General features: G+C 32.5%; 15 protein-coding genes and 1 pseudogene. 3 read left to right on the top strand and 13 right to left on the bottom strand.

Annotated elements, in window-relative coordinates; all coding sequences use genetic code 11:
- Positions 1-107 precede the first annotated feature (107 nt).
- Positions 108-1,544 carry an MBL fold metallo-hydrolase gene (locus MKX37_RS12200; protein WP_078422512.1) on the bottom strand — a complete coding sequence of 479 codons (1,437 nt, stop codon included), beginning with the start codon at positions 1,542-1,544 and terminating at the stop codon, positions 108-110.
- 66 nt (positions 1,545-1,610) lie between these two features.
- Positions 1,611-2,810, bottom strand: coding sequence for an NAD(P)/FAD-dependent oxidoreductase (locus MKX37_RS12195; RefSeq protein WP_016120229.1), 1,200 nt, complete (start codon positions 2,808-2,810; stop codon positions 1,611-1,613).
- A 511-nt stretch (positions 2,811-3,321) separates the two neighbouring features.
- Between MKX37_RS12195 and MKX37_RS12190 the strand changes: the two genes are divergently transcribed.
- Positions 3,322-3,588, top strand: a complete 267-nt coding sequence (locus MKX37_RS12190; protein WP_087944691.1) for a DUF5065 family protein — start codon at positions 3,322-3,324, stop codon at positions 3,586-3,588.
- A 681-nt stretch (positions 3,589-4,269) separates the two neighbouring features.
- Here the strand turns inward: MKX37_RS12190 and MKX37_RS12185 are convergent.
- The 4 genes from MKX37_RS12185 to hblC all read right to left on the bottom strand — a co-directional run bounded on the left by MKX37_RS12185 (position 4,270) and on the right by hblC (position 10,765).
- On the bottom strand, positions 4,270-6,477 hold the full coding sequence (locus MKX37_RS12185) for a M60 family metallopeptidase (RefSeq protein WP_078422511.1): 2,208 nt from the start codon (positions 6,475-6,477) through the stop codon (positions 4,270-4,272).
- A 511-nt stretch (positions 6,478-6,988) separates the two neighbouring features.
- Positions 6,989-8,122: a hemolysin BL binding component B gene (gene hblA / locus MKX37_RS12180; protein WP_078422510.1), complete on the bottom strand. Its 1,134-nt coding sequence runs from the start codon at positions 8,120-8,122 to the stop codon at positions 6,989-6,991.
- Positions 8,123-8,153: 31 nt separating this feature from the next.
- Positions 8,154-9,383: a hemolysin BL lytic component L1 gene (gene hblD, locus MKX37_RS12175; protein ID WP_142396323.1), complete on the bottom strand. Its 1,230-nt coding sequence runs from the start codon at positions 9,381-9,383 to the stop codon at positions 8,154-8,156.
- Positions 9,384-9,445: 62 nt separating this feature from the next.
- Positions 9,446-10,765: a hemolysin BL lytic component L2 gene (gene hblC / locus MKX37_RS12170; RefSeq protein ID WP_176126855.1), complete on the bottom strand. Its 1,320-nt coding sequence runs from the start codon at positions 10,763-10,765 to the stop codon at positions 9,446-9,448.
- 607 nt (positions 10,766-11,372) lie between these two features.
- Between hblC and MKX37_RS27440 the strand changes: the two are divergent.
- A pseudogene (locus tag MKX37_RS27440) lies at positions 11,373-11,459 on the top strand (undecaprenyl-diphosphatase); the annotation flags it as partial.
- A 7-nt stretch (positions 11,460-11,466) separates the two neighbouring features.
- Here MKX37_RS27440 and bla read toward each other — a convergent pair.
- A complete protein-coding gene (bla, locus tag MKX37_RS12165) occupies positions 11,467-12,393 on the bottom strand; it encodes a class A beta-lactamase Bla1 (RefSeq protein WP_176126853.1) in 927 nt (308 codons plus the stop codon).
- Between the two features lie 282 nt (positions 12,394-12,675).
- The gene (locus tag MKX37_RS12160; RefSeq protein ID WP_003189299.1) at positions 12,676-14,811 is read right to left on the bottom strand and encodes a peptidoglycan D,D-transpeptidase FtsI family protein; all 2,136 of its coding nucleotides are present in this window, start codon (positions 14,809-14,811) and stop codon (positions 12,676-12,678) included.
- A 411-nt stretch (positions 14,812-15,222) separates the two neighbouring features.
- Between MKX37_RS12160 and MKX37_RS12155 the strand changes: the two genes are divergently transcribed.
- Positions 15,223-16,983, top strand: a complete 1,761-nt coding sequence (locus MKX37_RS12155; RefSeq protein WP_003189297.1) for a peptidoglycan D,D-transpeptidase FtsI family protein — start codon at positions 15,223-15,225, stop codon at positions 16,981-16,983.
- Positions 16,984-16,994: 11 nt separating this feature from the next.
- Here the strand turns inward: MKX37_RS12155 and MKX37_RS12150 are convergent, their stop codons facing one another.
- The 5 genes from MKX37_RS12150 to MKX37_RS12130 form a co-directional block, all read right to left on the bottom strand.
- On the bottom strand, positions 16,995-17,822 hold the full coding sequence (locus MKX37_RS12150) for an SH3 domain-containing protein (protein WP_002127459.1): 828 nt from the start codon (positions 17,820-17,822) through the stop codon (positions 16,995-16,997).
- Positions 17,812-18,345 carry an RNA polymerase sigma factor gene (locus tag MKX37_RS12145; protein WP_002127457.1) on the bottom strand — a complete coding sequence of 178 codons (534 nt, stop codon included), beginning with the start codon at positions 18,343-18,345 and terminating at the stop codon, positions 17,812-17,814. The genes MKX37_RS12150 and MKX37_RS12145 overlap by 11 nt, the downstream gene beginning before the upstream one ends.
- A 203-nt stretch (positions 18,346-18,548) precedes the next feature.
- Positions 18,549-19,229 (bottom strand): lipoprotein BA_5634 family protein, encoded by a 681-nt coding sequence (locus tag MKX37_RS12140; RefSeq protein ID WP_078422486.1) that lies wholly within the window; start codon positions 19,227-19,229, stop codon positions 18,549-18,551.
- A 35-nt stretch (positions 19,230-19,264) separates the two neighbouring features.
- On the bottom strand, positions 19,265-21,202 hold the full coding sequence (locus tag MKX37_RS12135; protein ID WP_078422487.1) for an FtsX-like permease family protein: 1,938 nt from the start codon (positions 21,200-21,202) through the stop codon (positions 19,265-19,267).
- Complete coding sequence (locus MKX37_RS12130; RefSeq protein WP_003189289.1) at positions 21,177-21,947, bottom strand: ABC transporter ATP-binding protein; 771 nt, start codon at positions 21,945-21,947, stop codon at positions 21,177-21,179. The genes MKX37_RS12135 and MKX37_RS12130 overlap by 26 nt, the downstream gene beginning before the upstream one ends.
- Between the last annotated feature and the right edge of the window lie 94 nt (positions 21,948-22,041).

The raw sequence follows: 22,041 nt of genomic DNA, 5'->3' as shown, positions 1-22,041 counted from the left end.
TTTTTAGTTTATATATCCCATACTGATAACAATTGAATTTTATTATTTATCCCCTTAGATTATTTCAAATGATTCTATTTTCTTTCATTTGACTCTTTTGATATATTTCAAATTTCTTGATTACATGTTGTATAGGGGAGCCCTTCTTTTTTCCACGTAAGAAATCCTCCCTTTAAATTAACTACTTTCTTTATATCAGCTTTTTGTAAAATGCTAGCTGCTATAGCGGAACGTAACCCCGTTCGACATTGTAAAACTATTGGACAATTTTTCGGTACATCATCTAGCCGTTCAAGTAGATTACCTAAAGTGATATGTATTGCATCATGAAGATGTCCTTCATCCCACTCTTTTTTACTACGCACATCGATAACCTTTACACTTCCATCTTTTATTAACGGATATAATTCATTTGATGTTTTTTCCTTATAAATCTCTAAACTATGGAATCTTTGAATTACCTTTGAAGGTGCAAAAGCAATAATATTATCTAAGCCAATGGACTCAAAGTCTCTAATAACTTCCTCCACTTTAACATTTTCCGCATCTAAAATTATTAAAGTTTCTTTTTTATAATCTAATATCCCCCCACACCAAGTTGTGAAAGAATTGTTATAAGGTATGTTAATTGACTTCTCGATGTGGCCAGCAGCAAAACACTCTACATCCCTTATATCAACTATTTGCTGAACACCCTTCATCACTTCTTGAAGTTCTTCTACTATATAAATAGCAGTAATCTCTCTCTTCTTACGAGTTGGTGGACCATACTTATTTAAATGCTTCATTAATGGAAAATACTTTGGAGGCTCTGGCTGTCCCGTCAATAAATTCGATATAAAATTATCTTCATCATTACATTGAAACGCCCAATTAAACATCTTTTCATAACCTAATGTGGAAGTTGGAATTGCTCCTAATGCTTTTCCACATGCACTTCCTGCACCATGTGATGGCCATATTTGCAAATAATCGGGGAGTATTTTTATTTTTTGTATAGAATCAAATAATTGTTTCGCTCCTATTTTTGCGGTATCTTTAATACCAACAGCAATTTCTAATAAATCGGGTCTACCTATATCTCCTACAAATATAAAATCACCTGTGAATATTCCTATCGGCTTATCATTCATATAATTATTTTGACTTGTATCGGTTACTAAAAAGGAAATACTTTCAGGCGTATGCCCTGGGGTATGAATGACATTGAATTTTATATGACCAACCTTAAACTCTGTTCCCTCTCTAACCAAATTGTATCGGCCATCGTTAAGATATTGATATTTCCAATCACTATCTCCTTCATCAGATACATATAAATTTACATTATAAAGATGGGAAAGTTCTCTAGACCCAGAAAGAAAATCTGCATGAATATGAGTCTCAGCCGCAGCAATTACTTCCATCCCTTCTTTCTTAGCAAATTCTATATATTGTTCTATATACCGACCTGGATCAATTACAATTGCTACGCCTTCCTTCTGACAACCAACTAAATAGGAAGCATGAGCTAATTTTTCATCATAAAAATATTTTAAAAGCATAGCTATTCCCTCCAAATGCTTATTTCAAATTACTTCTCGGTTGTTACAACAACTCTCTATCTTTCCTTATAGAATCCCTTTCAACATTAAATTCCAATACATATAGGGCAACATATACCTTTTAAGTAAAAACATACTATACCGTTCTTTCGCTTGATTAAACGGAAACGTTTCTTGAGGCTCATGTTCATAGTTAAATTCAGCGAGTATAAGACTTTTATATCCTGTAACAATCGGACAGGATGTATACCCATCATAATTAGCCTGCAAGTCTCTTCCATTAAGTACGTCCAAAATATTTTGTTTTAAGACAGGTATTTGTTTTCGAATTGCCGCTCCAGTTTTAGATGTAGGTAAATTGGTACAATCTCCAAGTCCAAAAATATTCTTATATTTTACATGCTGCAAAGTATAAGGACTTATATCTACCCACCCCTGATGATCACTTATCTCACTTTCTTTAATAAAGTTAGGTGGCCCCATTGGTGGAACAACATGTATCATACTATATGGTACTGTTTCTCGTTTCAGTGTTTGCGTATCTTCAAAAATTGCTTCTCTCTTTTCAGCGATAATTTCTACTAAGTTTTTATTATAGTTCGTTATAATTTGCTTTCTTTCTAGTACTTGTTCTAATGTTTCAGCATAACGCGGTACCTGAAATATGTTAGCGTTCGCAGAATAAAACATTACTTCACTTCTGTTTTTCAAACCGCCATTACAAAAATACTCTTCTGCTAAATACATAATTTTTTGTGGGGCGCCACCACATTTAATAGGAGTATTGGGGTGGGTAAAAATCGCATTTCCTCCTTTGAATTTTTCAATTTCTCTCCAAGTAGAATCAACATATTTATAAGAATAATTGCTACAAACCCCATTAGTCCCAATAGACTCCTTTAAGCCTTTAATACCACCCCAATTTATTTGTATACCGGCTGCTACAATAAGAATCTCATATTCAAGTAGCATTCCATCATCTAAAAGTATCTTATTTTGATCTGGAAACAACTTAACAACACTTTTAGGAATCCACGTTGCTCCTTTTGGAATAAGTGATTCTTGATCACGCATCGTACATTCCTTTGAAACAATTCCTCCCCCAACTAAACTCCATAGTGGTTGGAAGTAATGTTTTTTAGATGAATCGATAATAGCTATACTTTCTTTCAATAGGGATACATTTCGCAACAAATGTGCAGTAGAAGATAGTCCTGCAGTCCCAGCGCCAATCACAATAATTTTATAATTATCTCTGGTCTTCATTATCCTCTTCCTATCTGAATTTAATTTTTAAGTTAACTAATTATTAGCCTTATTTCATCGTAGTAACAATATTATAAGATAAAAATACTATTATTTTATCTTATTAAAACGAATATTCCGTTAACTTTATCCGTCGACATTACTATATGCGTAAATCCCTTATGTTACTTCTTTAATTTGTTTCAAACTCTACAAACTTTACATTTCTCAATATTAGCCTGTATCCTATCTCACTTTAATGACATTACACTTCTATAGATAATGAAATGCAAGTTTCTTTGGTATGGTTTGTCCATCCTCCTTTTCAGGAGATAGACAAAAACAATCTTATTCCAATAGCTATATTACCTATTCTTTTTTGAATCTTTGTTATAAATATCTATACATGCATTTGAGAACGTCTTTGTTGTTTTTCCAGTCCCTCAATAATGTGAGAATTGCTATTACCATATTTCCCGTAGCCTTTGATTTATAGGGAGCTGAAAATAGTACATACCAACCCGACTGGAATATTGAACACCTCATAACAGGAGATACTTTCTACTTAACTCAACGTTTTGGTAGAGCGCATTTTGGTGCCAAAATGAAGATTTTCAAGGTTCACCCTGACGGTACTTTACAACGCTTTATTACAATTGAACCAGAATTTATTACTACGCCTAAAGGGTTAGAAATTTGGAGAACACCAATTACAAATGTATATACTAAAGGGACATATATTGCAGTAATTAAGTATAACGGAGAATTTACCTACTCAAATCATTTTCAAATTAATTAACTCTTTCCTACTCAGTAGCTAGAATTGATTAATTAGGTAGCTATGAAGAATTAAGATCTTAACCAGCTTCAATTTGATTTTAACTTTTTTAATATAAACACATTTTACTTTTAATAGAAGTAAGTTAACTATTATATCCACCTACTCTTCGTATGCAATATTGCATACGAAGGGCCTTAAATATTTTGGTATACTATGCATGTGGATTTTTCATCCAAAATTCCACTCAAACGCATATTTATGTATATGCCGCCCCTAATTGCTAAAAGTGAGAAGAATGTTATTCATTCTTCTCACTTTTTTTATTTAAAATGTGTGCTTGTACTTAGGTCTTTAGATATTTTACATTTTGAATCTTAATACTAATCCACGTATGTGAATTTCCTTATAAAAATAAACTCCAAAATAGAATTAATCTTCCAAATTCCACCTATGGAGTCAGTTGTTTTCTAAAAAACATTCCAGCGTTTTTATCAATCGATTTTAGAATAGTCAAATAATAATACCATATACAAGCTCTGCATAAATTATTCATTTTCTTTTATATAATACCTACCTTTTTACTTCTGATAAATCATTAAACATTGGATTATATTTCACTTTTATATAAATAAAAGCCAAATAGCCGTTCATAATGAACGACTATTTGGCATCTTACTAATAATTTGAATGTTCTTCATGTTAATCTATTTTGTTTAATCCCGTAGAAGTAACTTGATAGGTTCTTTTTTTACCTATATATTCTTGTTTATTATTCTCAAGGTTAATAAGTGTAGCCCGTGTCTTTTCCTTTACTGCTTCCCCTTCTATATGGGTAAACTCGATATAATCTCCCACTTTGACTGGCACAGTTTGTCTTTCAGCAGTTTGCTGTCTATTTCCCACTATTTCCTTATTGTACACAACACTACCGGATGAATTCTGTACTTTGATACTTGCATACGTATTATTAAAATAAGAATGTGGTACGCCTGCTTCTAAATTCACCTGTATTTTCTCTGTTACCCTATTATAATTTACTTTTGCAATTTCTCTATCACTATATCCCTTTAAAGACCAACCAAATTGATTTCCGTCTAAAACCGTTGTTTCTGGCATTTTTTCTACTTTCTTCAGACCTTCTTTTGTAACTTCGTACATTGCTTTTTTTCCAAAGCTTTCTTGTTTACTATTATCTACATTTGTGAAAGTAGCTCTATGCACACCTTCTAGATGTGTTAACTCAATATAATCTCCTACTTTAACTGGAACTTTTTGCGATTCAGCATTTTGTTGCTTGTTTCCATAAATGTCTTTCTTGTATACTACTTTTCCTGATGCATTTTGCACTTTAATACTCGCATATGTTTCATTAAAATAATGATGCGGTACGCCTGCTTTTAAGTCAATATGCACTTCTTCTGTCGACTTATTGAAATTGATTTTAGCAAATTCGAAATCACTAATCCCTTTTAGTGACCATGCAAACTTGTTTCCTTCTAAAATATTATTTACATTAGGTATATCTGGTTTAATTGGATTAGAATCCGTCCCCTTCCAAATCTCTGCTGTTAAAGTTGGATACCCTAATACAGCCACTTTTTGAATGGTATCGTTATTTGGACGTAATCCCCACTTCTCAAAGAAAGGTATCAAATTTTGTTTGGCTACTTTTGATGCCGAAATCATAAATAATTGTTTTTTATTTTCATCAGTTTGTGGAAGTTCACTTGAAGACATTTCTCTATACAATTGATGCAATTGAGAATAGAAGTCCTCTCCATATGCTAACTGTAGTTGCCAAAGCATAACAAGCTTAACAAAAACATCACTAACTTCGTCATAATTTTTATTAGGTTGTTCTAAGTATTGAAATGCCTTAGTATAAGCGCCCTCCTGTTGCAATCTAAAAGATTGATTAGATGTAAATGCTTTTTCTACAGAAAGGCTGTAAATATTATTTTGTACTTCTGTCATATTATAAAACTTCCAAGGTGATTGCTGTCTCAAATGCCCTGCCTCATGCCAAGGACCCCAGCCATCTTTTATAAATTTATTAATATCTAACACGTATTGGATTGCATCTCCTACATATGCGGTTCGATAAGAAGTTGCATACATATAATAATCGGGAGAATGATTTTCTTCTACGTAATGAATATAATGTTTATCTACTTGTTCCTCGGATAAACCAGCTACTTTGTCTTGAATTCGAGTAGCTTCATCCATCTTTTTTAAGAGTTGTACAGGATCTGTATTAGAACCTAACAAATATTTCTTAACACGTGCAGGGCTGGCCGTAATTAATACACGTTCTCCTTTTAACTCCACTGCATGTGCATTGGGATATTGGTCCAGCATGTTTATTAAATCTTGTTTCGTATGCTTTCCTAGTTCAAAAAAAGGAGTAGTCGTTCCACCTGTTGTGACTGTTGTTCGAATGGTACCACCTTGTTGTTTATTATAAAAATAAATCATCCCCCCATTTGGAGATTGGATTGTGTTTATACCAGGTTTTAATGTAAATGATTTTATTTTAGAATCTTCTCTCCAAGAAGCATCATACGAATACGTTCCAATATATGCTTGAATATTTTGATTTCCTTCTACATTAATCGTTATTTGTTCATTTGGCTTTGCATATAAACCAGTGGGTTCATATGGACTAAATGCCATACTTTTTCTTTCCTGTTGTTTCAGTACCTCAACATCCCCTTTTCCTGGGACTGTATATATTCTGTTTTCTGATTTAACTGACTTTTCCTCTTGCAGTGATGTCGATATTTTTTTTTGCTGCTTTGTTTCCTCTGCAAAGACATCTGATGAAGAAACCATTCCAGTCGTAAGCATAGTTACTGTAGCGGTAGCTGCAAGTATTTTTCTAGTTTTATATTTTGAGTTATTCCCCATATTATCTCCCTCATTTTCCCTTAGTACATTTAAGGATTATTATTTTATTTATTACGTTTTTACACCAAAAATTTTTTACGCTATTTATGTTGTATCTAATACTCTATTTTTTCTCATAATAGTCTCCTTTTCTTTATTTCTAATTGTTTATAAATGTTATTTGATGACACATAAAATAACAACTTTACGATAAACTCATCAATAACAACCTATTATGTTTTGATTTAGTATTCTTAACTTCCATCTAATTGTATAAAAGTATTCTATTAGGAAAATAAGAATATAAAGCTCACTAATCATAGATTAGGTTTTATGAAAAAATTCATAAAAATCATTCACCTTAAAAATTCAAACTTGTATAACTACTTTCTACATATAGGATGGAATTATAAAAATATTTCAATAAAATAAAAGACAGAGGCCTGATGATACCTCCGTCTTTTCAATTTATAAAGAACAAAAAATCATTTTATAACTGTATAAATGCCCTTGCAACAAATACTGTATTCCGCTATTTTTTTGAAGAAACAGGATCCATTTTTAATGTTTTTATCCCTTCTTTTAATGTAAACGCATCCGCTCTCAATGTTTTCCAACTATCTTTCGCTGCATTCAAATTAGGTTTTAGGAATTTGAATTTATTTTGATCCGCTTTTTGGGATGCTTTATCAATATGACTAAGCACTCCCGAATATTGAGAATCTAAATCATGCCATTGTGCAGACATATAGGTAAGTGCATTAATAGCCGATCCAATCGCATTGTGCATTTCATTAATATTATTATACGCAACACCAACTACACGATTTAATGTTACTTTATAATCTATAGTCTGACGTAATTGTGCTAACAACGGCTCTAACGTACCTAAATTATTTCTTGCTAGCCCTATCATTACACCACCAGCAATCCACGTAGGAATTGAGGGAATTGATACAGTTATTATTCCATCTGATTCTACTTGTTTAAAATGTCTTACTTGCTCTAAAACTTCATTTAGGCGCTTTTCATCTTCATCAATTCCAGATGCTTGGTTTTTCAGAATCGAATGCAAAATATCTTTATGACCTGCAAATGCTCGGACATCTTCTCCAATACTATCTCTTAACTTAGCTAGTTCTTGTATTAAATTCTGTGTATATGCTTGATTTTGTTTAATCTCACCTTGTAAATCTGTCATGCCTTCTTTTAATGTGTCTGCATCCCCTTCATTAATCGCTTCTACTAATGTGTCATAATAATTGTCGAATTTAGTATCATACTCTACAATCCCCGTCAGTGTATCTAAAAGTTGTTTTTTTATGTGTGAATCCCATTTCGTAGCATGCTCTCTTGCATTCTTTTGATCTTGTAGAATTTGACTAGGTAGATTTGTATATCCTTTAATGTCAATGCCTTCAAAGTTAACATCTGGGTTTTTAATTAACAAATAAGAGTAATCATTCATGGATTTTGCAAATACCCCAGCATCTTGCAAAGCTTTTTTCATCTTTTCGCTGTTTACAGAAAGAGATATATCTTCGGTACTAGTTTGTTCCATTTTACTTTCACTTGCGAAGGCTGCCACTGGAGAAACTACAGTAGTTGTTGTCAGAGTTAAAAACGTCGATACAGCAAGTAGTTTATAAGGAAAGTTTTTATTCACTTTAATTCCTCCTATACATATATATTGATTTTTAATTTGTTTTTTCTTGTTTAAAAGCAATGTCTTTTGAAATGAATTCTGCATCCTTATGAATATCATTCCAACTTTGTTTTGCAGCCTTTAAATCATCAGGTATTAAAGAAAGTTTATGTTCTTGCATTTGGTCGATATTATCATATAGATCTTTATAATTCGCTCCCATCGTATTCCATTGTTGCTGAATACTTGTTAGAGACATAATTGCTTGATCAACTGTTTGATACAAATATGTTAAAGTGTCTTTTGTATTAGTAAGTGAAATAACTGCTTGGTTAGCTAAATCAGCTTTCATACTTAATTCTCCAATTTTATTCGAAATTTCATTATAGGAGTTCATATGATTAGATGCCTCAACACCAGCTGCTGTTCCTAAACCGATACCAGCTGCCCCTAGAGCTGTTAGACCACCAACAACAGCTGGTGTCGCTGTGCCACCGGTCACAACAATTACTACCGCTCCTGCAATCGTTCCAATAACTAAAATAGCTGCTCCTAATCCACCACCAATTGACCAGGCTAATACATTATCAAAATGTGCTTTCTGCGTAGAACGTAAATTCTCAATTTCGGCCTGAAGTTGTGGGAATAGTGCTTGTTTTCCCGCTAATATAGCCGTTAATCCCCCTTGTCCATCTGGACCTCCAACATTATTTTTAAAATCTACAGTATTTGTATACAACTTTGTTTTGAAAGCTTCTAACATCTTAATAACTTCCGTAACTTCATTTGAATTTGTATGAATTGTACCGATTAAATCCCCTATTCCTTCTTTGAGGCCCGCCTTATCTTTCTTTTTTACAGTATCTACTAGTGTGTCGTAATAATTTTGAAATTGTTCATCATAATTTACAATATTACGTGCTGTCTTTTGAATGTTTGGCTTCGCTGTATCTAGCCAGTAATTTGCATTGATTCGTGACAGTTCCTGATTCAGGTGAATGTTTTTGATTAATTCTCCCCCTCCTGAACCTAAATCAATGTTGGATAAATTTACATTCGGTTGCTTAATCATTGTTTTTGCGTACAAATCCATTACAAGAATATGAGAGCCTGTTTCAGCCAACACTTTCTTTAACCCTTCAGGTCCTAACGCATAATTTTCTATTTTCTGTTCTTGTGCTGTCTGTTCTTGTGCAAGTGCGTGAATAGTACTACCATTCGTAGCAGTTATAACCGTTGCTAAAGTGGCCAAAGTTATGACCTTAAATGGAAATTTCATTATTTGATTCTCCTCCTTATTTTCAATTGAGTTATTATCTTTTTATTAAACCTAAATTCTTAATATTAAAATTTATAAACTTGTTCTTCGAGTTGATTTGTTACATTTTTTAGTCGTCTTAATGTATCTTTTTGAGACTGAGTGTTACTAGTATCAACTTCAGTCAATAATTTTGTAATACTATTATTTATTAGATTCAAATCCTCTTTATAACGTTTCATTAGCTCAATTTCTCCATCTACTTGATTAGCAAATGTATGCAAATCATTTTGCATGAAAAGAATCATTGATTTTTGTAAATCTGCTACTGTTAATTTAGTTGTTAAGTCATATAATTTCTGATTTTGTTTCTCTAAATCATTTAAATATACTCTTTGCTCTGCTGTTAGTTTATTAATTTCGGCAAAGGTACTATATGTTTTTTTAATTTTTTCAGGATCAATCACTTTCATAAGATCATACTCTTTCGTTTTTGTAACTGCAGCTGCAGCAATTTCACCTTTTTTACTTTTCTCTATCGCTTCACGTGCTTCTTTTTTGGCAGCTTCAATTTCTATAGCTGATTTTCCCTTTTCTGTTGCTTCCTGCTCTGCTTTCTTCTCTGCTTCTACAATAGTATTATTTATTTCTTTTCCTTTGTTATACGCTACTACCGCTGTTTGAGCAGCCGGTTCAATGATATCTTTTGATAGGCTATAAATCTCTTGGAATACCTTTAGCCCTTGTTCATTTAAAGCTCCTGGTAATAATGCTATTTGCTCTAAATCATTTTGAATTGATTTTTTTGTATTTAGCATTTCATTTTTTAACTTGTCTATTTTTCCTGTTCCCTCTGAAATAAGTACACTCTGTGCTTTTACCACATCTGTATCAAGATTTTTCAGTTTCTTATCTACCTGTAGTTTAAGATCTGTTAACTCATTAATCTGACGTTGCACGTTTTCTTTGTTTGTTATAGTCATATCTTGAAGAACTTCCAGTCTATCTATAAACCCTTCTTTATCTTCCTTATTATCTACAAATCCTTTTAATGTTGGATAATAGCTATTAAATTTGGTTGCAAATCCTTTACTTTTTGAATTTAGTAGAATTAATTTTGGATATAGTTCTGATGACCACTCTTTCATATCTTGTTTAATTAGAAATTGAGTTGTATTTAAAGATGGAACTTCTTCAAGTTGCACATTCGGACTTGCTAAGGCTCCATCTATAAAGGTTTGTGTTAATTTGGAGTGTGCACCTATTTTTCGTAATGCTGAGGAAATATCTATATTATCTTGTTTCGTTTCTGCCTGAACGATTGGCATTGCGAGAGTATTGATAGGAATAGTCGCTCCAGTAACGATTGATGTTATTAAAAATCCTGTCATAATTTTATTCTTCATTCCGTACACCTCTTCACTATTGTTTTTTACAGTTTTAATCGTAAATTTTGTACAACCTAACGTTAGGATTTCATCACACACACTTGAGGATAGAAATTTTTTCGATAGAGTAATCGTATCTCGTTTTTTATTTATTTTTGATAGAATATAAGGACCTTACTTCCCCCTCATTTTAAACACTATGTTTTTCATAAGTAAACCTGAAAATCACATTGATTAAATTTAATTTTTCAGATATTTATTATTCGAATTTAAAAATATTATATTTAAAAAAGTTAAATACAAATTTCATTTCATAAAGTGAAATAATTATACTATGATAATTAAACATAAAAATTCTTTGATTCCCTTAAATTTATATGAATCCCTTACTTAAAAATGATTTCAATATAATTTAATAGTGATTAACACATATGTGTCTTTTATATGGATATGTAAAATTACATATCCATATAGGAGTATCTAGCTTAACTACTCCAAAATATTATTATCGTATACATAATAATCATATTGCTACGAACACCACAGGAGAAAATTCCCCTCATGCACTTTAGGGGATAAATTGTCCATGAAATAATAATTTTCGCTTATATACTTACTATTCATTATAGGAATACAAAAAAGCGATTCTTTTCACAGTAAAAAGAATCGCTTTCTAGGTTCCTATTTTCAATTACATTACATAAAGAATTGAGAAATTATCATTTAAGAGCCTTAACTATAACTTCAGCTGCATCTGCAATTAATTTATTATCATAGGTAGCTTCTTTCTCATCTTTACTAGATAAGATTGCAATGATAATAGGTGCCCTGTTCGGTGGCCAAACGATAGCAATATCATTTCGTGTCCCATAACTTCCAGCTCCTGATTTATCTCCAACTACCCAGTCAGTTGGTACGCCTGCACGAATAAGTTTGTCTCCTGTAGCATTTCCTTTCATCCACTCTGTAAGAATTTTACGTTTATCAGCTGGAAGTGCATTTCCGACCGTAAAAGCCTTAAGATTGGTAGCAATGGCTTTCGCTGTACTAGTGTCACGAATGTCTCCTGGAGTAGCTTCGTTTAACTCTGGCTCAAAGCGATCAGCCATAGTAACCCGATCACCCATCTGTCTAAGTGCTTTTTCATATCCTTTAGGTCCGCCTATTTTATTAAATAAAATGTTCCCGGCGGTATTATCACTGGAACGAACAGCCGCCTCTGCAATTTCCCCAAGTTTCATGCCTGTATCTACATGTTTCTCTGTAACGGGTGAATATTCCACCAAGTCGTCTTTCGTATAAGTGATAACTTCATTTAATTTCTCAGTTGAGTTTTGCTGTAGCAATACTCCTGCCGCTAATGCCTTGTAGGTTGATGCAAAGGCAAATCTTTCGTTAGGTCGATAAGCAATTGTTCGATTTGTACCAGTATCAATAGCATATACACCTAATCGAGCATCAAATTTTTTCTCAAGTTGAGAGAATTCTTTATACGTCGCATGATTTTTAAGTTTAACTGGTCCGGTCTTTTCTTTCGCTTCAACTTGCAATGCCCCTCCTGTAAAAGCTTCTAGGCTTGTAAGACTTAAACCTAATATACCAACACATAAACCTATTTTTAACATCCTCTTGTTTTTCAAAATCATCATTCCTTTCAAATTTTCAATACTGAAAACAAGTAGTAAATTCAATACACTGTATCCTATTTGAAAACCTGTTTTTATACGTACACATAATAGACCATCTAAGAAACAAGTTTGTTCCATAAATTTAAAACCTTTTTAACTAGTAGCCAAGATATTAACAAAAGTAAGAGATAGCAACTATGATAGCCGCTATCTCTTATTTCAAATCTTCCTTTTTCTTTAACTTATAAAGGCTTTTATATAAACAGGGTCTCTTCCCCTGAGAAAAGTGCACAAATTTTACTATCTTTGATTCGAACTATCTGTACTAGCAGCTTCACCATGTATACGTTGCTTTTTTAAATCAAAGTATACATCTAAAATTTCCTTTCCAATTATAGAATTAATTCCATTTTTATCATCATGAAGCCATGGGACTACTACAGAAAATGCTACTTCTGGATTATCATATGGAGCATATCCAACTAATGTTAAGTTGTAACATTCCATACGTTCTCCTTTTGCATTTCTACCAATTGGATCATCTCCACCATATACAGTTTGAGCTGTCCCTGTCTTTCCTGCTGGTTTATATGGCGCATTTTTGAAATACTTCACGCCAGTTCCATCACCTTCTTGGAATACCCATCTAAAACCTTCTTTTATCCGATCAATATGTTCTTTCTTCATATCAACTCGATTTAATACGACAGGCTCTATAGAGCGTATAACTTTACCGACCTCTTCTTCTTTTATTGATTGCTCTCGTATTTCTTGTACAATTTGGGGTTGCATTCTATATCCACCATTTGCAATAGTTGAAATATATTGTGCCAATTGCAATGGCGTATACGTATCATACTGACCGATAGAAAAATCTAGTAAAAACCCAGGTTGACTATCTACTTTTCTCGTTTGCCCAATTATTTCATTCGGTAAATCAATACCTGTTGGTACCCCTAAACCAAATTGTTTAAAATAATAACGCATTTTATCAAATGCTTCTTGTTTAATATCCAATGAACCATTCGGTACGTAATTAACTCCCGCAATTTTTAAAGCTGTCTGGAACATGTATACATTCGAAGATACTTGTAAAGCTCGTAAATCATTAATATTACCAAATCCGGATACATTCCATGATTTCTTGGCTTGTGTACCTTTAAATTTCATCGGTGCATCATAAAATTGATCTCCTGGCTGTATTGCTCCTGTCTCATATCCAGTTAATAACGTTGCGCCTTTTACAGCTGACCCTAGCTCATACGAAGTTGTCATGTTACCTAATGCCAAATCCTCAATCTCTATTTTCCCTTCTTTTTCTACAATCTTTTTGCCTGCCATAGATAAAATCTGTCCGTTATTTGGATTTGTCATGACGACAAACGCTCGGTCCAACAGTGGCTCTGAACTCTTAAAAGCTCTCAAATTTTTCTCTATACTTTCTTCCACTTTCTTTTGTAATTCCATATCAATCGTTAATGTTAAACTATTACCACTTTTTCCTTTAGAGATTATTTCTGTGTTTATAATGTTTCCTGATTTATCAGTAATGTTTTTCACTTCTTCTTTTGTGCCGTGTAATACATCTTCATATCGTTGTTCAATATAACTTTTTCCTACACGATCATTACGGTTATATCCACGTACCAAATAAGAATCTAAGTTTTCTTTCGGTAATCCTTCTTCACTACTTGTAATATTACCTAACACGGAACGAAATAAATTACCATTTACATAATTACGTTCCCAATCAACTGTTGTATCTACTCCTGGAAACTCCGCAAGTTTTTCACTTATCCGCGCATATTCTTGATCTGTCACATCTTTTTTTATAATTTGTGGTGTCAGTTGATAACCTGAACTCATTTTACTTTTAATAGCTAACACCTTTAAATCTTGTGCTGTTAATTCTGCCAATTCTACTTCTGTAACGCGACTTCGTCTTAAGTCTTGAATTTTTTTGTCTAGTTCTTTTCCCTCTATTCCCTTTTCTTTAAAATTTCCTATGTCTTTTTTAGTAATCTTTGATTCCGCACGTTTCGTATTCAATTGCATCCAAAAATCTTTTTTATCGATATCGGTTAATTTATTTATATCTTGCTCAGGCATTTCAAGTACCTTCGCCAAGTCTTTTGCTGTTTTTAAAATATCTTCACTCGTAATCCCCTTCACCCTTGTATACGTAATTGTGCGAAGAGATTTATTATTAACGACCGTTTTCCCTTCTCGATCTAGAATCTGTCCACGTGGAACTGGTATACTAGTTGTTTCATTTTGACTGTTTTCCACTTGGTTCTTATAAGCCTCTCCCTCAACGATTTGTACTTTTCCTAGCTGCATAATAATAGCTGAGAATAGTACAAATATGCAAAGGAACATTATATTCAATCGAATAGATATATATGTCTTCTGTTTCTTTACTTTTTGTTCTTTCATAAATCCTCCATATAATTCTTCAGGAAATCCTCACTAATACTTAGTAAATAAATATACTAAAAGCGTTCCCTATATATTAGAAACCACTATTCAGTTATAATAGTGTCTTATCTTTTTTGTTAAATCCTTGTAGGCATCCATTCCTTTTGGTTTAGCCGTGTAATTGATAAATCTCCCTTCCTGTTTTTTTTCTCTATTTTTTTGTCGCCTGCATTAGAAATGCTAAACTGTATAATGACTCATATTAAACTTACACATAGACTTACTATTAACATGTACTTTTTTTCATACTGATTGTTCCTTTCTTCATGCTGTAATACTTAATAGACAATCTAAATCATAAAGTTGTTCCACATTTACAAAAAAAATAATTAACTATAAGATGGAATAGGCTACATAAGGGAGGGTTATATGTTACATACGAAAAGATGGAGATTTTTTGCGGTTCTTTCTATTGTAAGTGTGATTTTACTAATTTTATTAAAAATCAACTTCATTTCAATTACTATCGCAACTTCTTCAGCTGAAAGAGGAAAAATTCTTGATCAAAATGGTGTACTACTAGCTACAAATAAGAAAGTTAAGTCTCTATATTGCACTTCTAATGATGAAAAACTATCGAATAAAGATACATCAAACACATTAGCTTTTTTCAATCAATTTTCAAACGAGTTTCAACATGACATTTCTACAGAGGACATAAAATCTCAATTACAACAATCCTGTAATAAGCAGACTATGAATGAAATATCCTTATACTCTGATATAAGTGAAAATGAAATTTCATTCATAAACAAGAATAAACCTAAAAATGTAGTGATCAAAGACGAATTCATTCGATATTATCCAAAGAACGAAATTGCTTCACAAGTAATTGGGTATGTAGAAAATGACCTTAATTCTAAAAATGTACCTGTTGGTAAAAGTGGGATTGAGTTTCAATATGAAAATGATTTAAAAGGAAAACCCGGAAAAACTCTGATTTTTAAAATGAATAATAAAAAGTTCTTATGGAACATTCAAAAAGTACAAAAAGGAAAAGATGTCCGGCTAGCTTTAGACTCTAAATTGCAGCAAAAAACAGAGGAAGCACTAAGATCTCAAATTAAGAAAGTACCTGATGCTAATGCTGGTTATGCAGTAGTAACCGATGTAAAAACTGGCGCAATATTAACTATGGCCAATTCGGCAGTTTTTGATCCAAATATATTAAATACACATGTATCATCTAAAAAAGAAAACATTAAATCCCTTTCGCAAAATAAAGCAATTCAAAAATTAAAATATGGTGAATCTTATGTAAATATGGCCTCTACTATAAAGCCACTTACTATTTTAATCGGATTAAACGAAAAGCTTTTTCAACCTGAGGATACATATTTGGATAATGGTAGTTTTCAGTATGATAATCAAAATAACATCACCAATGCTCCTGGAACACCAACAGGTGAAATTACACCGAGTCAAGCTATCATTAATTCATCAAATACATTTATGACAGCAAAAGTAGCTCTCCCCTTATTCAACCGAAATAATGGGAATATAGAAAAAGTAGCAAATATATGGACAGATTATTTAAAGCAATTTGGCCTCCGCTCTAAAACTGGTATTGATTTACCCTTTGAAGAAGACGGAGAATATGAATTTCATCCATCTAATAAGTTTGAAAATGGAATCTCTGCTTTATTAAATGCATCTTGGGGAGGAAATGAAGTACACACCCCTCTACAACTTGCTCAATATGCAGCAACTTTGGCAAGTAAAGGTGATAAATATAAACCTCAAATCGTAAGTGCTATTATTGGTCAAGACGATAAGGAAACAAAAAAGTTTAAACCACTCTTAGAAAGTTCAAATCGTTATCCTATGAAATTTTGGAGTGTCGTGCAAGGTGGGATGAGTCAAAATATAGAGGAGATTAAAAACTTGCCCTTTCATGTCGCGGGTAAAACAGGGATAACTGGCTCTCCGAACGAGCAAGAAAGAATGATAAATCATTCTCTTTTCATTGCATATGCTCCTACCGAAGATCCAAAAATTGCTATTTCTGTCGTTATTCCTGGTAGTAATTCGGAAAAAAATATTGCTGCTCTCGTTACATCAGAAATTTTAGAGTGCTGGAATTCACTTCAAAAAGAGGATAAAGATAAAGAGGAAGGTTCATTAAAGTGAACCTTCCTCTTTTACCATATAGAATCTATATTCGTTATTTCCCATATACCTTCATCATTCTTTTCAAATATGAAAGAATATTTAATATCAGTTAAAACATACTCTTTTTGTACATATCCAGTATAACCGTTAATTGTCGATACTTTTATAAATCCATCATTCTGTACTTTTTCTGGAATCAAAGCTTTTACCATTTCATTAGATACTTCATATAAAACTTGTGATTCTCGTTTTGGTTCAGCTAAAATTTTCGTTTTATTTCCAGTAACAGTTGCATATATAAAATGCGATTGCTTTGGTTGGTTACTTTCTGTCAATCCACTTGGTACTTTGTATGCTTTCTTTGTATCATTTGCAAATTCTCCCCCCATTGTAAGAGCGACTTGCAACTCATGAAAAATATCCTCATCAAACTTCAATTCATCCTTCTGATAACTTTTCCCTTTAAATAGAACTTCATCATTTAACGCTCTATACAGGTCATTTTCATTTTTTGAATTTGTACTTCGATATAACTCATTCATAAATTGTTTTAATGATGGATCTTGAGCAGACTCATCTTTTGTTTTAGGCTTAATTTGAGTACTACTTTGTACCGGTGATTTATTATCATCAAGCCAAGGTTGTTGAACAATAAAAAATAACATTGTACAAACCAAAACAACTACAATAGGCAATGCTTTTTTACGAAATGGTCTCTTGTATGGTACAGAGTCTACTTCACTATTTTGGTATATCGATTGCTTTATTTTATAAATAAATGCTTCTTCATCTTTACGACGCTCCATTGGTCCATTTTTTAATTTGCTATACCAGTCAGGATTTTTTTTACTGTTCATCACTTCTACCCTCCCCTATTAATTTTGAAACTTTACTTCTTGCTCTGCTTAACCTAGATTTGACTGTTCCAATGGATACACCTAATGTTTCAGCCATTTCTTCATAAGATAATTCATATTTCGCGTCCAATATTAGTATTTCGCGGTGTTTTTTAGGTAGTTTTAATACAACATCCCACACATCATTCATTTCCTCTTGATTAAAAAATTCTTGTTCTGCCGATGGAGATTGCTTATCGTCACTAAAAAATCCCACTAAAGATATCCTTTTAAAATAAGAGGATTTCAAATAGTTTATTGCCGTATTTCTTGTAATTTTTAATATCCACGTTTTAATAGATGACTCCTTTCGAAACGAATTCCAATGTTTAAAAACCTTAATAAATACATCTTGTGTGATGTCATCTGATAAGTGTGGATCTTTCGTAATAATAAATGAATAATTCCATACATCTTGCCAATAGTCTTTTATAACATAGTCAAGCTCATCATGATTACATTTTTCAATAAACTTCTGTTCCATTTCCACACCTCAAACTTATTTGAATAAACATAAAGCTGCCCTCACTTTTAATATGGTTTCAATATATAGACATGATACAAGTTTCATTTGTTCCATTGTTTATCTTTTTTTTCGACAGATGATATTTCTAAAAAAATGTAATAAAAAAGACCAGGATAAATTCTTAAAATCATCCTGGTTTTTCTGTATTAAATATATTTTCATTATTTTTTTATAATAGAAACCGCATCTAATACATCCACTTGACTCCCCATAGTTTTAGTGAGTTTTTTCCATTCAGTTTCTGCTTGTACAGCCGTAACATCATCTGTGTTATATGGTCTATCTTCACCATACGATTTATTGAAATGAAGGATTTCCATTGATGTTTCATTTACAGGGATTTGATTGAAAGTAGTATTGTCAACAATTACAATCAGCTCCTCATAATCTGAATTACGATAGTGACCAAACCAAGTATCGCTAGCATACTGGACTTCTATTTTCTTTTCATTAATTGTTAATTCCTTAATTTTTTTATTTTTCTTACTAGCCAATAATACAGCTTTACCTTTTGGAACTGAAGGTAATGACTTTATTGGATCTGAACTCCATACTTCATTATCATTATCTGATTCTCTCAACACACCTATCTCAACCATTTTCTCTGCAGTTTTTCGTTCCATAATTAATAGTTGTTTACCGCCAGTTTCTGCTTTTTTCACTTTATATAAAGTGTTGGTCTTAATTTCACTTTTATGTTGACTTACTATTTCTTTTAATGATTGTTCTTCCCCAATCAATAAAGCGGCATTCCTTGGTTCTTCTTTCTTTCCAAAAGAACAAGCCCCTAACATAGAAATTGATACAACTCCTGCCATACACACTTTCATTACTTTTTTCATTTCTTTTTCTCCTCTTTGCTTGTTTTATCAATACGTTACATGATTTTTTTATATAACCGTTGTAAATAACGCCAACGGACAGTGAAAAAGTACACACTTTGAATGGATATAAAGGCTAGTATAATTAAAATGGACATCTTTAAAACAGAGAAGTCAATTAGCTGTTGCAAGGCTATAAAAGCGACACCACTATGAATAATCGCTATAATTAAAGGCAAGAAGAACATTAACGTAAGCTGACGCGTTACGATTTTCTTTAGCTCTCTTCTACTTAGACCGACCTTCGCAATCATTTCATATTGTTGTTGTTCCCTTTCTAAATCTGCATATAGTCGGAAATATAAAAGACTGGCTGCGAACGTAAAGAATACGATCCCTACTAATACACTGACAATAAGTAAAATACCGTTCTCTTGTTTCGAAAAAATCCATTCAGAATACAATGCTTTAAAATAATGATGTGCTTGCACCGAATTATTATTACCCATTGTTGCTTCTAATTTTTTTGTAACCACTCTTGATTTCTCCCAATTTTCCACTACAAATCCATATTGACTTTTCATTACGTAAGAATCATCTTCTGTCTTTCTATTCGGGATTGTATCGTACAAAGAATCCGAAACAACAATAATAGCTCCAATTGTATTTGGGAGAACTATATACGGGACTGCCTTCTTGACCCCAAGGGACATCTCTAAGTTTTCCTGTACTACATCTATTTTCTCGGGTATATCTTTTCCTCTTGCATACTTTTCTTTTTGCGAAATTATTGAGGGTACTATAATCGCTTCTTGATCATTATCTATCTTTTCCATTTCATACCCGAAGATTTTTGCAAACTTGTTATACTCTGATACTTTGATTAGCACTAAATTATTTTCCGTGAATTTAGGATTCGTAACCGCTACCTGATAAGAAAAATTTGAACGAGTGAGTTGTTTTTTTATTTCTGTAATGTGCTCTCCTTCTTGGGGATTCTCGCCTAACGAGGTATAGGTAAATGCAAATGGATTGATCATCTCCGTTAATCCCTTATTCCCCATTGCTAAACATGTACCAATTCCTGTGAAAGCCACCGCGGAAACAATCGCTAGCATAAAGAACATAGTTGCATTATCCTTCATACGATAAGCCAATTCAGATATGGTAAGTAGGTTCGTTTTATTAAAAAATACAGTGTCTTTTTTCTTTAAGACACGTATTACATACACGCTCAACTGTGAAAATAGAAAATATGTCCCTACCACTACAAAAACTACTCCTCCAAGTAAGTAAGGCATAATGAAGTTTCTTTCTAGTACGAAATAGAACACACATCCATACCCTAACCCAATTAATAATACGGAAAGGAATGCTAATGCTTTTGATGCCTTTGGCTCTGGTTTTGGCTTTTCCTCTGATTTCATCAAATCAATTAACTTGTTTGCTTTTACCATTTTAGAAGTAAACAACGAAATGACTAGAAACAGAATCAAAAATGCGCCAGTTGTCGTAAAGACAGCTTTTATAGGAACGTAAAAAGGAAGACCCTTATCAATCGCTAATATATTTTCACTTGCCAATAAATTGAGCTTTGAAAATATCAAACCAATTAAGATACCAAATGTAATTGAAGCGACTCCAATTAACATATTTTCTAAAAAAATTAATTTATTTAACTGCGCCGGTGTCATACCATGCATGATTAAAATTCCAAATTCTTTTTTTCTTGTTTTTAAAAAAGAACTCACCGAATATAAAAGAAAGAAGAATGAAAATACAAAAATGAGATATTGAGAGATTTGCATCCCCATTGTTCCTAAAAGGCTCATTGTTTTACTTGTGGAGGCTAGTTCTCCTTGTAAATCAGGATGAAAAAGTAAGAGTGAATATGTGAAAAAAACCATAACTGAAAATGAGCTACTTAGAAAGTGTGCAGCATAAGTCCGCTTACTTCGAATGATATTATTAAAAGCGAATCTTTGAAAAGTCATGCTTACGACCTCCTAGTAATGCAAGTACATCTATAATTTTTTGATAAAACATTTGTTGGTTTTCTCCGTTATAAATTTCGTTATATAATTTTCCATCTTTAATAAATACAACGCGATCACAAAAACTTGCAGCCACTGGATCGTGCGTAACAAGCATCATTGTTGCATCTTGTTCTTTATTTAATCGTTTTAATAACTCCATTACATCATTAGCCGCTTTTGAATCTAAGTTTCCTGTCGGCTCATCTGCAAGTAATAATTTAGGTTTATGAATTAGAGCACGTGCAATTGCTGTTCTTTGTGCTTGTCCGCCCGATATTTCATATGTTCGTTTATTTAATATATCTTGGATGCCTAATTTTTCTGCAATACCTTCTACACGCTGATTCATATCCTCAACTTTAGTACCATCTAACGTCAGAGGAAGAACAATATTTTCTTTTACAGTTAATGTTGTAAGAAGATTGAATGCTTGAAACACAAAACCTAATTCACGTCTTCGAAATAATGCCAGTTCATTTTGAGATAATTGATATGGATTTTCTCCATTAATCAATATTTCTCCTGATGTGGGAGAATCAATAGTAGAAACCATGTTCAACAAAGTAGTTTTTCCACTTCCTGATGGTCCCATTATTCCTACAAACTCCCCTTTTTTCACACTCAAATTAATTTCGGCGAGCGCTTCATAAGATACCTTTCCTGTATAGATTTTACTCAGTTCACAGACCTTTAATATTTCCATATCGTTTTGCTCCTTTTTATCTTTTAATAACCTAAGTTTATCTAAGCGTCCCTTCTTCTCATATCGATTAACCTTTCATATATCTAACAGGTCT

This window comes from Bacillus sp. FSL R5-0709, assembly GCF_038004785.1.
Classification (GTDB): Bacteria; Bacillota; Bacilli; order Bacillales; family Bacillaceae_G; genus Bacillus_A; species Bacillus_A mycoides.
Note: the sequence above shows the minus strand (reverse complement) of the source record. Positions and strands in the feature narration are given on the sequence as shown.